The organism is Granulicella mallensis MP5ACTX8, assembly GCF_000178955.2.
GTDB classification, from domain to species: domain Bacteria; phylum Acidobacteriota; class Terriglobia; order Terriglobales; family Acidobacteriaceae; genus Granulicella; species Granulicella mallensis.
The window spans coordinates 3,452,993-3,466,948 of record NC_016631.1; the positions used below are offsets into that span (position 1 = coordinate 3,452,993).

A 13,956-nucleotide genomic window follows, 5' to 3' on the forward strand; every position below is an offset into this window, starting at 1 on the left:
AATGCATGAATACACATATTCGCCATGATCTTGACCTTCTTCACACGAGCCTTCTCACCGGAAAACTACCCCGGAATCTGAGTTGGGCCGACACTGTTGACCTGATTGGGCAGATAGGCGACGTCAAGCCACATGGAAGCGACGAATTTGTCTTCACCGTGGGAGCACAGCGAGCCTTCTTCAAACATCCGCACACGCACGAACTCGGTGTCGAAGAAGTCGCGCGATTAAGGAAGTTCCTCCGGGACGCGGGCCCGGCCTTGTCGCCTGTTGAAGCCACGCAACCCTGTCGGATGGTGGTCGTGATCGATCATCACGCCGCGCATGTGTACCAGGACTTGAACGGAAAAGTCCCGGAAGCTGAGGAGACAGTTCGTCCCTACGACCCATTCGGTTTTCACCATCACCTGATCCATAAGAAAGAAGCCCACTACAAGGGCGAGCGGGTACCGGAAGAGAAATCGTTTTACGAAGAGGTTGCCAAGGACCTGCTGCCGGCGAATGAGATCGTTCTGATTGGACACGGCACCGGCAAGAGTAGCGCAGTCGATCATCTCGTGGAGTACTTGAAAGAGAATCACCACGATATCTCTCGGCATGTCATTGCTATTGAAACGGCAGACCTATCCGCTCTAACCCCTCCCGAGATCGAAGCCATCGCAAAGCGTCACATGATTACGGTCGTTTAGATCAAGATCGAACGCTTGGCTGCAGTCCCACCGATATCCATAAGTCTCTGTCGTCCCACGAAAGAAGATACAAACGAAACGGAGAAGTATGCCAATCCTCACCGCTGGAACAACAGCCCCAGAGTTCCGTCTCCACGTCACCCCGGATCAAAAGCTTTCACTGAGCGAGTTGCGCGGCAAACCCGTTGTGCTCGCGTTTTATCCCGCAGACTGGAGTCCAGTCTGCGGGGACGAACTCAGCGTGTTCAATGAGATCTTGCCGGAGCTGCTCAAGTACAGTGCCGAGCTTGTCGCCATCTCGGTAGACGGCGCCTGGTGTCACGATGCCTTTGCCAAGCATAAGCATCTTCACTTCTCGTTGCTCTCTGATTTTGAGCCGAAAGGCGATACGGCCCGCGCTTATGGTTCCTATCGCGAGGCGGATGGTGTCTGCGAACGCGCTCTCTTTGTTCTCGACAAGAACGGCGTCATCACATGGAGCTACTGCTCACCGGTGGCGGTAAGTCCCGGCGCAGACGGCATTCTGAAAGCTCTCGAAGCACTACCGAAATAGGAGGAAAAATGAGCAAACTATCCATCGGTGTATCGAAGCACGACCACCTCCAAGGCAAACTGAATGCGGCATGTAGCCTTGTCGAATATGGCGACTATGAGTGCCCGTCATGCGGAGAAGTCCAGCCGACCATCAGAAGCTTACAAGCTCATCTCGGCAACCGGATGTCCTTCGTCTTTCGCAATTTTCCCTTGCGGGAGATCCACCCGTGGGCCGAGCCCGCCGCTGAGGTGGCGGAGTTTGCCGGAAGTCAAGGTAAGTTCTGGGAGATGCACGATCTGCTGTTCGCAAATCAAGAGAGCTTGGACGAGAGTACGTTCCACGCACTCTTGGAGAAACTGGGCTTGACCGATTCGGGCCTACAACTCGCGCGATCCAGCGGAACGGCGAAAGAGAGAATCGACGCCGATTTTACTGGAGGTATCCGGAGTGGTGTGAACGGAACGCCGACCTTTTTTCTGAATGGAGATCGATACGACGGTCCCACAAACTACGAATCTCTGGTTACGCTGATGGAGCAGGTTCTCATCTCGAATGGGGATTAGGGAACAATCACGATCGATCCAGATTCGTCTTCGTTCTTCACCGCGATGAGAGCTTTGTGGGCATCTTCCAGCGAGAAGATGGTGACCTCCGGCCGAAACTGGAGTTGTCCTGCCAGCTTGAGAAAGTCCCGGGCGTCGTCGCGGGTCATGTTCGCCACACTGCGGATCTGTCGTTCACCCCAGAGCAACTTGTCGTAATCGAATGCCGGCATCTGATCCAAATGGATCGCGTTGACCGCGACAACCCCGCCCTTCCTAAGACAGCTCAGCGCACTGATCACAACCTTGCCACTGGGAGCAAAGGTAATCGCCCGATCCAACAACGCTGGAGGAACGGTATCTTCGTCTCCTACCCAAGTTGCTCCGAGCGACGTGGCGAAGTCGCGGTGTGCCCGCCCCCTCGTGACGACATAGACCTGACACTTCCAAAACTGCAGGATTCGGATGGCTAAAGCTGCAGAACTGCCAAAACCGAAGAGCCCTACCTTTTCACCGGGTATCACTCCGGCGACTCGCAGGCTCCGGAAACCGATGATACCTGCACACAGCAATGGAGCAACCTGCGCGTTGTCCAACTCGTCGGGCAGTGGATATGCAAAGTCCTCGCGAACCAGTACAAACTCCGCGTAACCGCCATTCACTGAATATCCAGTGAAGACGGGATGGTCACAGAGATTCTCCATGTGATTCTGGCAATACCAGCAATCCCCATCGACGCCACCCATCCAGGAGACACCCACCCGTGTCCCAAGGGGAAGACGAAGAGTAGCTCCTTCCACAACCTCACCAACAATTTGATGGCCCGGAATGATTTTCGGAGAGAGGGCAGGCAGATCTCCCTCGATTATATGGAGATCGGTACGGCAGACACCGCAAGCAAGCACGCGGAGAAGGAGGTGCCCTGCCATCAATCTCGGGCGTGGAACGTCCATGATCTCTACCAATTGAGCAGGGCTCGAACGATTCGAATCGTAGACAGCAGCTTTCAACTCTGACTCCGGTGGTAAGTCTGACTCCATTATGGAGGGACTGGGAGCATCCTCGGTGAAAGGATTGAGGATTACTGTGCCGGATTGCTCGCACAAACGGAGACACAAGTTCAGCTAACGGTCTAACGAAGGCATCATGCAACCACTAGGTCGCAGGTTCCGAACAACTTCACGATACATGCATGGGCAAGTGCAACCTGAGACACCGCCATGGTCGCCAAGACAATCAGCGGTGGGCAATTGCTTCGTGTCCCGTACCCTGAACATGCCCCGTCACAACTGCAAATATCGTTGGAGCGATTCTCACAACGATCATTTTCGGCAAGTATTTTGAACGACATCGATACAACCTCTATCGACATTCTCATGCCAACAGCGGCGCATGTCTGCACTATCGAAGGCAGAGAGAACAGGAAACACCAAACTATTACCCAGAGAAGCCACTGCCGAAATTTTGCCCCAGGATGTTCGATAAATGATGGCCTTCTCCCAGGGGGCGTCGACGCGGTTGCGGCCCCTTCAACTAAGGCCAATCGAGCCGGGAAGTTCCCATTGCAACTCCCCTCGATCTGGCTCTCAGTCGCTGCTCCTTCTGAAGTTCGTCCAAACGATGACTCAGGATGTTCCCCCGCCCCACCAAGGCGTCCTTCGCAGCGAGCAGGCGCTCACGTTCCTCAGCGTCAAGAAGAGACGCAAGTCTCTGTCTCAAGCGAGCGAGCTCAGCGCGTTTTCCTGCCAGGAGGGCTGCACAGCCCTGAATCTCACCCTTCAGGATTTGATCTCTCGGCCCTGTTTGTATATTCATACATTCTAATATTACTATATATTCAGCGACTGAACGGTGGCTCTACGCCAATCGCTCTCACGCGATCCATCGCTCAGGGATCAACGTACCTTCAGTTCTTAAGCGGGGATAGATTTGGGACAAAGTCAGTATTGCGATCCACGTTGCAGCGCTTTCGCACTCGAACCAAGAAGAAGATCAACGGTGCCGCCATTCGTCTACGAAGATGCCGGCTTCCTGACCCTGCAGTTTCAGAGTTGCGTCGTCCAAAGCGAAATGAAAGCGGACGACCCCGGACTGCTTACTCTCTCGTACACACGCACGATGATGGGTTTCTTGCTCCTCAATAGCTCCCCCAAGAACATCGCCATGATTGGCTTGGGCGGCGGCTCAATATCTAAGTGGTGCTACAAGGAGTTACCCGCGACCGACATCACGGTGATTGAGATAAACCCCGGGGTGATCGCGCTCAGAGAGGTCTTTCACATTCCCCAGGATGGCGATCGTTTTCACCTTGTTTGCGGAGACGGTGCAGATTACGTGGCCGAAACTTCCGACGAGCCTGAAGTCTTGCTCGTGGACGGCTTCGACTATGACGGACAGCCACCCCAACTTTGCTCTCAGACGTTCTACGACAATTGCTATCGTGCGCTTGGTCCCAACGGCATACTGGTGGTTAATCTCTGCGGTCTAAACGACCGTGTGCTGCTAGACCGCATCCAGCGCAGCTTTCCAGAACAGGGCATCGTCGTGGTTCTGCCAGAAGACGGCTCCAACAAGATCGTGTTCGCGACCAAAGGTGATAATCGGTGGCTGCTGGACGAGCCGCTGCTGCACGTTCTGACCCGCTTCGGAAACCGCACGAAGACGGAACTCTGCGAAGCTGCGAGTTCACACCTGGCTGCTGAGATACGAACGTAGTGAGAGGTTCCATGAAACTACAAATACAGCCTCGGCTCGCAGTGCGGGCCAAGATCTCTTCTTTGGGAACTTTCGTCCCGCCAGCCGTCATAACGAATGCCGATCTGGAGAAACTTGTAGAGACGACGGACGAGTGGATCGTTGAGCGCACCGGCATCCGGGAACGGCATGTAGTGGCTAAGGGGGTTGCGACCAGCGATCTCGCGGCCGAAGCAGCCAAACAATGTCTCACTCAACGGGGCGTCAACGCCAGTGACGTTGACGCGATCATCGTAGCGACCGTCACCCCGGACATGACGTTCCCATCTACAGCGTGCTTGGTGCAAACAAAAATTCCGCGCTACCAAGGCTTGGGGGTTTGATCTCTCTGCCGCCTGCGCAGGATTTATTTACGCACTACAGATGGGCGCCAAGCTGGTGGAGTCAGGAGCCCACACCAAGGTATTGGTGATAGGCGCCGATGTGATGAGTTCCATTCTGGACTACACAGACAGAGCCACTTGCATCCTTTTCGGCGATGGCGCTGGGGCGGTATTGCTGGAGCCATGCGCTGAAGGTGAAGTCGGCATGATTGATTTTCTTCATGAAATCGATGGCTCTGGAGGTCAAAGCCTCTACATGCCGGCGGGGGGATCGTTGCTGCCCACTTCAGAGGAAACGGTCAAGAACCGGCAGCACTTCGTTGTGCAGGACGGCCGGGGCGTCTATAAGTTTGCGGTGCGCAAGATGCCGGAAATAGCGACCGCCTTGCTTGCCCGCAACGCGTTAGAGACCAAGGACCTCGACTGCTTCATCCCCCCACCAAGCGAATCGACGCATCATCGAAGCGGTCGGGGAGCGTCTTGGTCTGGACAAAAAACAGATTGTTGTGAACATCGAAAACTTTGGAAACACAACCGCCGCTACCATCCCTCTTGCTATGGCATCTGCGCTGAAATCCGGACAACTCGAACGAGGCAACCTTGTTATGCTCGCCTCGGTGGGTGCCGGATTTTCTGCAGGAGCTACGCTGCTTCGCTGGGAAACGTGATTTCCGGGACAGGTTTCAGCTTTGATATATTCATACATTGCAATATAGGAATACACTCAGACCATGGCAAACGCATTAGCAAATCGGCCCAACTTCCTCGTACGCCTTCTCATGAATGTGGCAAAGTCCTTCGGGATATCGAACGCTGCGGATCGGAAACCGTCACCTGGATCTTGGAGGGAGAAAGAAGCAAACCAGCGTTGTTCGACAGGTGGTGAGGAGAAGAAGTGAGGCAGACGGTTCGATCGCTGAATGCTAATATTCAAAGACATATGAAGGCATCGAACCCCATTGAGCTCAGCCTTTTCAAAGCCGAGTTCTTCAAGGCGCTTGCACATCCGATGCGTATCCGTATCGTCGATGAACTCCGCGCCGGCGAAATTGGAGTGAATGATCTCAGCTCCAGGCTGGAAGTGGAACAAAGCACGCTCTCACAGCAGCTTGCCATTCTCCGCGCTCGCCATATTGTGAACGCCCGCAAAGAAGGCTTGAGCGTTCTCTACTCGATACGAGACCCGGAGATCTTTCGGCTTCTCGATGTGGCGAAGAAAATCTTTAATAAACACTTGGTCGGTGTTCAGGACATGCTGGCCAATCTGTAGCGAGTCGCGGCCATTCCGGTTGCCCGCGTGCATGTCCTTTGAGTGTGGCTATGATGAATGCCTTTGTCAGTATCGGAATCGGTTGGTTTTTGGGATTCGTGTTCGGGGTCGGATGCTCGCTCGTCGTACTGTATGCGATCTATCTCGGCGGATACCGGAAAGCCATAGAAGATTCTCTTCGAGCGCCCCAACCGGAAAATTACATAAGACTATGGTCCAAAGCGAAGCAATCGCTCGCGTCGCCTGCGGCACGCTGAGGTTCTCAGGACACTCACCTGGAGTTCCGCGCTGCCGCGGCTCTGATATCGTCAATCAGCGGAACGGTCGCCAGGATCACCAGAACCACGGCTAGAAACAGTGTTGCGGAAAAGCCAATGCGCTTGAATCCTATTGCCCCCACGACGCCGCCCGAGAAAAACAACAAGACGAGAGAAGATAGTAGCCACAGTTTCTTCCTGTCCGCTCTCACCATCGGCTTCGACTCGTCATGGCGCGAAGCGTTCCAATAGAAGAGTTTGCCGAGCTCTATGCCGATGTCTGTCACCATTCCCGTGACGTGAGTGGTACGAACCTCCGCGTGAGAGAGCTTCGTGATGATGGCGTTCTGAAGCCCCATGATGAAACAGAGCAGCATTACACTGGCCGGAACGAAAAGCCATTCATGATGCTCTAGGTTCCCACCCAACAATCCGAAGGCCACCATGAGCAGCGCTTCAAGCATGAGTGGAAGCGCGTATTCACTGTGCTGCTCTCTCCGGCGGCCCCAGTTGATGAGGATCGCCGAGAACCCCGCGCCCGCCATGAATGAGACGAGCGCCCCCAGCGCAGTCATCACCAATCCGACATCTCCCAAAGCCAGGTTGTCTGCCATCGCCGACACGATGCCAGACATGTGCGAGGTGTACTGTTTGACTGCTAGAAACCCTCCGGCATTCGTTGCCCCGGCGATGAACGCGAGATAACGCGCCAACTGTCTGTCGGCAGTCTGCTGTCGATGCTTTCCAGTTAGTCCGCGTAAATAGATAATTGGCATAGGCCCGCAAGCGTCCGATTGAAACCACCTGCCGAAAGGATGAGGGAGACCTTCTGGCAGGTCTCTTTCATTATATTCGTAAAGATGAATATATAAATTTTCGTACTTGCTGCAGTCTCCCTCGATAGTGTCCGGTCTTGACGCCATCTAACCACCACCATTCTGCGGCGGCCCGATCAAGCGACCGCGTCAATTCCAAAGAGACTATCTGACAAACGAGCACGGATTTCTCAATTGGTACTTTCTCAACCATGACGCGACAGCGTACGGCCTCGCCTCTGGTTTCCGCCCGGAATACTTCGCCTATCACGCATGGGCCGAGGCCAACGACTACCTGCACTCCCTGCAGACCCGCAGGAGCACCAACTGCTACACCCTTCTCTGGCGCCAACTGCGTCACACGTCTTACCTTCGACGCTTTCTCGATGGCTCTACTCCGGCGACGGCACATGGACCAGCGTGAAGTCCATCAATGAGTTGTGCTTAATTCGGCCGCGATGTCCAGACGAGAATTCAGCATAATCCCAGTTGTCGGTACCCGCAAAGGGATATGTAACACTAACCAAAGCCATCTCTGGCTTTGAACCGCCGAATATTTGGGTTCTTAAGCGCCCGAGGTAGCGTGGGTGCGGCAATCTTGAAACTTGGGTCCAAACTTGGATCCAATCGCCCCAAATACCAGCTAAAACGGTGTACTACGACGCAACACCGGACTAGAAGAATCAATACGTTATAATATCCGCTTCGGTTTCGGGACCAGGAGGTCGGAGGGGAGGTTCGAATGTTCTCGCCACGACCATCTAAAGCCCACGTTTTCAACTAGCTAGAACCACGAGGGTTGTGGCTCCAGGCTCGATTTGACTTCATTCGGGTCCAATTGCCAATTCTTCGATCCGACCCACTGCATTTCACGAGCCCCATGAGACCGCGTAAATGCGATGCAACCGGGTCACCTCCGAAGAGGTATCAGCGCAGACAGCGAATCTAACTCTACAAATAGGAGTCAGAACGCCCAAACTTTAAGGTTTCCAATAAGGGATAAAAGGGTACTAAAACCAACGATTCCTAGGTACTTCATTCGACGGAATTCGCGGTATTTTCAATGCTTTATGCGAAGGCCCCAAAACTGCAAAACCTTTATGCGTCGGTTCGATCCCGACCCGCGCCTCCAAATCTTCTCAACAACTTAGAGCGACTTATCGAAGCTGTTTTTTGCCGGGGCAGCCAATAAGCGAAAAGCTCAGATTAGTCCCCTGCGTGGGCCGCCATGGGAGCAGAAAATCCGCCCCCCAACTGCCCACTCAGCGTTGCCGCCGCTAAGTCCGCCGACGCGTCCAGAACATGCGCGTAGACCCTAAGAAGAATATCCGGACGCGAGTACCCAGGCGTTGCTGCGCTGCCTTGAGCGGAACCCGCGCCTCCACCATCTGTGTCGCCCCCCAGTGCCGCAGGAGACGCCAGGTGATGTGCGGAAGGCCGAGTTCCCTCGCGGCGGGCTGAATCACCCTGCCGAGAAGATTATCGTGCCAGATCGGACCAGACTTCATTGTCTTGCCCTTCTTAATCCGATTCGGAAACATCCAATCCTCATCCTCCGCCTTCATCCTGGCCTTCAGGGCGAGCAGACGCTCAACGCATATACCTCACCAAATCTGCCAGTAAAACCTAGCCTTTTATTTAGACAATCGCATTCTTCTTGTTCTCTTCCAACTCCACGCCACAGGTCTCCGGCAATAAGAGAACCCCGAGAGTCATGAGCAGGTAGGCAGAGACTGCGAACAGGGCGATGGCATGGCCCAGACGCATGTGGATGGCGAAGAAGCCGACCAGCGCGGGGAATAAGGCGCCTACACCGCGGCCAAGATTGTAGGAGAAGCCCTGCGCGGAGCCTCGGATGGCAGTGGGAAAGAGCTCGGTGAAGAAGGCACCCATGGGGCTGAAGGAACCGGAGGGAAAGAAGCCGAGCGGGAAGCCGAGGAGCAGGGTGGCCGTGTCGCTAATGGGGACGATGGTGTAGAGAAAGATGGTGAGCGCGGAGAACGCAGCGAAGAGGATGAGGGTGAGTTTGCGGCCGAGCCTGTCGGCGAGATGGGCGCTGACAAGGTACCCGGCGAAGGATCCAAGGATGACGACCAGGAGATAACCGCCGGTGTGGGTAACGTTAAGGCCGCGCGCGTTGAGGTAGAGCGGGAGCCAGGTGTTGATGGCGTAGTAGCCACCCTGCGCTCCGAGCGCAACCAGGGAGGCGAGCGCGGTGGTGCGGAGAATTGCGGGCGAAAAGATTTTGAGAAAAGTGAGGTTGGAGCCCTTGTTCGTTGATGGATGGTTGGCGCGGAGGATGGTCGCCTCTTTATAGATCTCCGGCTCCTGGACATTCTTGCGGACGTAGACAGCGAGCACGACGGGAGCGAGGCCTATCCAGAACATGGCACGCCAGGCCATGTCAGGCGAGAGTACAGCGAAGAAGAGTGTATAGAAGAGCGCGGCGATTCCCCAGCCGATGGCCCAGCCGCCTTGCACGGTGCCTACGGCACGGCCGCGATATTTGGCACGAATGGTTTCGCCGATGAGGACGGAGCCGACGGCCCACTCGCCACCAAAACCGAGGCCTTGCAGACCACGAATAATGAAGAGCTGATTGAAGCTGTTAGTGAAACCACTGAGAAAAGTGAAGACTGCGAACCAGAGGATGGTTAAGCGAAGGATACGGACGCGACCGAAGCGGTCGGCCGCGAGGCCGGCGAGCCAGCCACCGACGGAGGAGAGCAGTAGAGCGGAGGTGCCGAGCAGCCCGGCCTGGCCCTTGCTGATGTGCCAGATCAGAATGAGAGACGGGAGCACGAAGCTGTAGACCATGACGTCCATGCCGTCGAGCATCCAGCCTGCGAAAGTAGCGACGAGTGCGGAGCGCTCCTCGGATTCGAGTTGGAGGAACCAGAGTTTCTTGCGGGTTGGCAGGATGGTGATGCCTGGCTCACTCATGATGGATTCCTTTTTCTGAGGCGCGGTTTGGAAATTCGTGCGTTACCGGATGCTGGATTCTCTTTACCTGAGGCATTGAAGAATTCCCGCAGAAACACGGAATTCAGACGCTACCGCTTGACTCCTTCGAGAGCAAGGGCAGCACATACTGCAACGAAACGAATCACGGTAATACCCCATTCGATATTGAGTGCTACCTCTTTGCTGCTTTGACGATGTTCTTTTATAAGGGCTTCGAAAGGCTTGATCTAACTAATTTCGGGCACTCCCCAACCCCCACCACCCGGTGTTTCGAGGCGGATGAGGTCGTATTTTTTTGCGTAAATGCTGCACTTCGCAGGAAGCTTTTCAGAGGTGCCGTCGGGCCTGATGAGCAGATTGAGGCCGACCTCACCGCCCGTACCACCGAAGAGGCCATAAGGTTGAAATTTGCGGCGCTCGCTGAGTAGCGTTACTTGCGCGTCGGCTAGTAGCTCCACTTCGCGGATGAGACCGTCGCCACCCTTGAACTCGCCCGCGCCGCCTGAGCCTTTGCGATAGGAGTAGGAACGGACGCGGAAGGGATAGGCATACTCGAGTGCCTCGACGGGCGTGTTGAGGGAGTTGGTCATGTGGCAATGGATGCCGTCAATGCCGTCAATACCGGGGCGTGCACCCATGCCGCCCGCGGTCGTCTCGTAGTAGGTGAAGGGCAGATGGAAGCGCTCGTCCCAACCGCCGACGGTGAGATTGCTCATCGAGCCATAGCTCGCGGCGGGGACACGGTCGGGAGCGGCCTTGGCGAGTGCGCGTAGAAGGACATCGACGATGCGCTGGCTGCACTCCACATTGCCTCCGGCGACTGCCGCGGGTGGACGCGCATTGACGATGGTGGCGACCGGCGCGGAGACGGTGATCGCGTTCATCATTCCGGCAGTCACTGGCGCATCGTCTCCTAATAAGCAGCGAAAGACGTAAAAGCAGGCGGAGTAGGTGATGGGATAAACGGCGTTGATGCTTCCCGCCACTTGCGGGGAAGAGCCGCTGAAGTCGACGGCGGCCGACCCAGTGTCGGGATCAAAGGTGATGGCCACGGCGATGCGGATGGGATCGTCGGTGATGCCATCGGAGTCCATGAAGTCTTCGGCTTCATATCTGCCTGCGGGCATCTTGCGAAGTTCAGCGCGCACCAGGCGTTCCGTGTAGGCGAGCAGCCCGTCGGAGAGCTCGTTGACCTTGGCATGGCCGTACTTGGCAACCAAGTCTCTTAGCCGCTGCTCGCCGACGCGGCAGGCACCAATCTGCGCGTCGAGATCGCCTTCGCGTTCTTCGGGTGTCCGAACGTTGTGAAGGATGAGGGAGAGGATTTCAGTGTTGGTTTCGCCCCCGACTACGAGACGGATGGCGGGAATGCGAATGCCCTCCTGATAGATCTCGCGACAGGGACCCATGGAGCCGGCGAAGGTGCCGCCGACGTCGGCGTGGTGGGCGCGGGAGGCTGCGTAGAAGCTTGGACCGTCGACACCTTCGATGAAGATGGGAAGGACAAGCGTGATATCCGGGAGGTGTGTGCCGCCGGCGTAGGGATCGTTGAGGATGGCGATGTCACCCTCGCCGAGCTTGAGGGATTTTACAACTGCATCGACCGAGTGCGACATGGAGCCGAGGTGCACAGGCATATGGTCGCCCATAGCGATGACGCGTTGATGGCGGTCGAAGAGAGCGCAGGAGTAGTCGCGACGCTCCTTGATGTTGGGAGAGATCGAGGTGCGGCGAAGGGCGGCGCCCATCTCTTCGGCGATGGAGTGAACAGCGCTCTTGAAGATGGCGAGTTCGATGGGACTAACTGGTTGCTGCTTCATGCATGCACCTCGATCACCAGGTTCTTGAAGGCGTCGACGCGAAGGACATCGCCCGGCGGCAGGATGGTGGCGGAGCTGTATTCGGAGATAATGGCGGGACCGGAGAACGTATCGCCCGCATGGAGCTTGTCGCGTTCGTAGAGACGTGTCAAATGAGACGTGCCATCGAAGTAGACGGCGCGGGTGCCGACGAGGGCAGCGCTGCCATCGCCTTCGACAATCTCCTGCCGTGGCGGCTCGAAGGTCTCTGCCGGTGCGGCGACGCGCACGCGGATGTTCACAATATCAAGAGGTCGGCCCTCGTTCGCGAAGCCGTATCTGCGCTGGTGCAGGGCGTGAAAGGCAGGGACCATATCGGGACTATAGGGAAGATTCAACTCGTAACCCTGGCCTCGGTAACGGAGATCCACGGAGCGAAAGGATTTGCCTGCGAGACCCTCGGCTTCAAACTCGTTAAAGCCCTGCCTCTCGAGCTCGGCAAAGATTTCTTCGAGGTCTGTATCGATGGTTTGCATAACGGTGCGAGAGTATTCGCGCATGGTGTCGGCGAGCAGGATGCCTACCGCTGAGAGCGCGCCGGGCAACGCTGGAATGAGTACGCGCGGCACCTGCAGGGCGTGAGCAAGTGAGCACGCATGCAGAGGGCCTCCTCCTCCAAAGGCAACTAGGGTGAAGTCTCGGGGATCATAGCCCCGTTCGATGGAGATCACACGAATAGCCTTCTCCATGGAGGTCTCAACGACGCGCAGGATGCCGGAGGCAAACTCTTCGACGGTGGCGAGACTTCCCTTCTCCTGCTCCATGTACTGCAACATCCGATCGCGGTCGAGCGTGACGGAACCACCCATGAAGCGGTCGGTATCGAGTCGGCCGAGGACAAGATTCGCGTCGGTGACAGTGGGTTGGGTGCCACAGCCGAAGCAGATGGGACCGGGATCGGCGCCGGCAGATTCCGGGCCTACGCGCAACAGGCCGCCGGCGTCGAAGCGTGCGATGGAACCGCCGCCGGCACCTGCGGTATGGATGTCAAGCATGGGCACCCCAATGGGGATGCCGGTGAGGATCGACTCATTGCTGATGTGCGGGCCAGTCGCGTCGACAAGGAAGACATCAGTGGAAGTTCCGCCCATGTCGAAGCCGATGATCTGGTCGAATCCGGCAAGGCCTGCGAGCTTATAGGCGCCGATAACGCCCCCGGCAGGTCCGGAGAGCATGGTTCGAACCGGCTCTGCGGCGGCGATGCGTGCAGAGATGATGCCGCCCGAAGACTGCATGACCTCAAGGCGGCTCCCCGTGTAGACCTTCGCTATGTTGGCTGCGAGAGTAGTGATGTAGGAACCTACCTTGGGAGCGACATAGGCATTCGCAACGATGGTGGAGGCACGTTCATACTCGCGGAATTCGGGCAGGATGCGATGCGAGATCGAAAGAGGTAGGCCAAGGCGTTCGAGTGCTGCGGCGATTTTGATTTCGCTATCCGGGTTAGTGAAGGAGAACAAGGTCGATACGGCGATCGCATCCACACCGGCGTCCGCAATGGCAGTGACCACGATCTCCAGATCAGAGGGATCGATCGCGACGAGTAGTTCCCCGTTCGAGCTGATCCGCTCGGAGATGCCGAAACGGAGCTGCTTGGGAACGAGACATTCGGGCGCAGGCTGAAACCAGTCGTAGAGCTTCGGCCGTGCCTGGCGGCCAATCGCAATCGTGTCTTCAAAACCTTTCGTAGTCAGAAACGCAACGCGCGCTCCCTTACGCTCAAGCATGGCATTGGTGGCAACTGTGGTGCCGTGGCGAACGACGACGTCGGGATCAGGCGAAATCTTGTGCAGCCCCTCGATCACGGCTCTTCCAGGATCGGAGGGAGTTGAAAATACCTTCAGCACAACGAACTGCGAATCCTGAAAATACACAATATCGGTGAACGTTCCCCCAGTGTCGATGGCTATACGCATAGGACTTAAAACCCAGTCTTCCCCAGGAACAA

Annotated in this window: 12 protein-coding genes and 2 pseudogenes; 8 read left to right on the forward strand and 6 right to left on the reverse strand. The window is 56.3% G+C overall.

Annotation, left to right across the window (positions count from 1 at the left end; genetic code table 11):
• Positions 1-5: 5 nt before the first annotated feature.
• From ACIX8_RS13975 to ACIX8_RS13985, 3 genes are all read left to right on the forward strand, one after another.
• Positions 6-689: a hypothetical protein gene (locus tag ACIX8_RS13975; protein ID WP_014265993.1), complete on the forward strand. Its 684-nt coding sequence runs from the start codon at positions 6-8 to the stop codon at positions 687-689.
• Between the two features lie 88 nt (positions 690-777).
• A complete protein-coding gene (locus ACIX8_RS13980) occupies positions 778-1,242 on the forward strand; it encodes a redoxin domain-containing protein (protein WP_014265994.1) in 465 nt (154 codons plus the stop codon).
• A gap of 8 nt (positions 1,243-1,250) precedes the next feature.
• A complete protein-coding gene (locus ACIX8_RS13985; protein ID WP_014265995.1) occupies positions 1,251-1,787 on the forward strand; it encodes a DsbA family protein in 537 nt (178 codons plus the stop codon).
• Here ACIX8_RS13985 and ACIX8_RS13990 read toward each other — a convergent pair.
• Complete coding sequence (locus tag ACIX8_RS13990) at positions 1,784-2,806, reverse strand: zinc-dependent alcohol dehydrogenase family protein (RefSeq protein ID WP_014265996.1); 1,023 nt, start codon at positions 2,804-2,806, stop codon at positions 1,784-1,786. The two genes, ACIX8_RS13985 and ACIX8_RS13990, sit on opposite strands and share 4 nt — an antisense overlap.
• 958 nt (positions 2,807-3,764) lie before the next feature.
• Here ACIX8_RS13990 and ACIX8_RS14000 point away from each other — a divergent pair.
• From ACIX8_RS14000 to ACIX8_RS14010, 5 genes and pseudogenes are all read left to right on the forward strand, one after another.
• A complete protein-coding gene (locus tag ACIX8_RS14000) occupies positions 3,765-4,481 on the forward strand; it encodes a spermine/spermidine synthase domain-containing protein (protein ID WP_014265998.1) in 717 nt (238 codons plus the stop codon).
• An 11-nt stretch (positions 4,482-4,492) separates the two neighbouring features.
• Positions 4,493-4,843, forward strand: a complete 351-nt coding sequence (locus tag ACIX8_RS26410) for a ketoacyl-ACP synthase III (protein WP_317623982.1) — start codon at positions 4,493-4,495, stop codon at positions 4,841-4,843.
• A 40-nt stretch (positions 4,844-4,883) separates the two neighbouring features.
• Positions 4,884-5,000, forward strand: a pseudogene (locus tag ACIX8_RS26415) (3-oxoacyl-ACP synthase); the annotation flags it as partial.
• Positions 5,001-5,328: 328 nt separating this feature from the next.
• Positions 5,329-5,511, forward strand: a complete 183-nt coding sequence (locus ACIX8_RS26420; protein ID WP_317624004.1) for a 3-oxoacyl-[acyl-carrier-protein] synthase III C-terminal domain-containing protein — start codon at positions 5,329-5,331, stop codon at positions 5,509-5,511.
• Between the two features lie 272 nt (positions 5,512-5,783).
• On the forward strand, positions 5,784-6,113 hold the full coding sequence (locus ACIX8_RS14010; RefSeq protein WP_044176761.1) for an ArsR/SmtB family transcription factor: 330 nt from the start codon (positions 5,784-5,786) through the stop codon (positions 6,111-6,113).
• A 298-nt stretch (positions 6,114-6,411) separates the two neighbouring features.
• On the opposite strand, the pseudogene ACIX8_RS14020 reads toward ACIX8_RS14010, so the two are convergent.
• The 5 genes and pseudogenes from ACIX8_RS14020 to ACIX8_RS14040 form a co-directional block, all read right to left on the reverse strand.
• Positions 6,412-7,146, reverse strand: a pseudogene (locus ACIX8_RS14020) (YoaK family protein); the annotation flags it as partial.
• 1,316 nt (positions 7,147-8,462) lie between these two features.
• A complete protein-coding gene (locus ACIX8_RS14025) occupies positions 8,463-8,693 on the reverse strand; it encodes a site-specific integrase (protein ID WP_190273665.1) in 231 nt (76 codons plus the stop codon).
• Positions 8,694-8,823: 130 nt separating this feature from the next.
• Positions 8,824-10,128 (reverse strand): MFS transporter, encoded by a 1,305-nt coding sequence (locus tag ACIX8_RS14030; protein ID WP_014266002.1) that lies wholly within the window; start codon positions 10,126-10,128, stop codon positions 8,824-8,826.
• 248 nt (positions 10,129-10,376) lie between these two features.
• The gene (locus tag ACIX8_RS14035; protein ID WP_014266003.1) at positions 10,377-11,969 is read right to left on the reverse strand and encodes a hydantoinase B/oxoprolinase family protein; all 1,593 of its coding nucleotides are present in this window, start codon (positions 11,967-11,969) and stop codon (positions 10,377-10,379) included.
• Positions 11,966-13,924, reverse strand: coding sequence for a hydantoinase/oxoprolinase family protein (locus ACIX8_RS14040; RefSeq protein ID WP_014266004.1), 1,959 nt, complete (start codon positions 13,922-13,924; stop codon positions 11,966-11,968). The genes ACIX8_RS14035 and ACIX8_RS14040 overlap by 4 nt, the downstream gene beginning before the upstream one ends.
• Between the last annotated feature and the right edge of the window lie 32 nt (positions 13,925-13,956).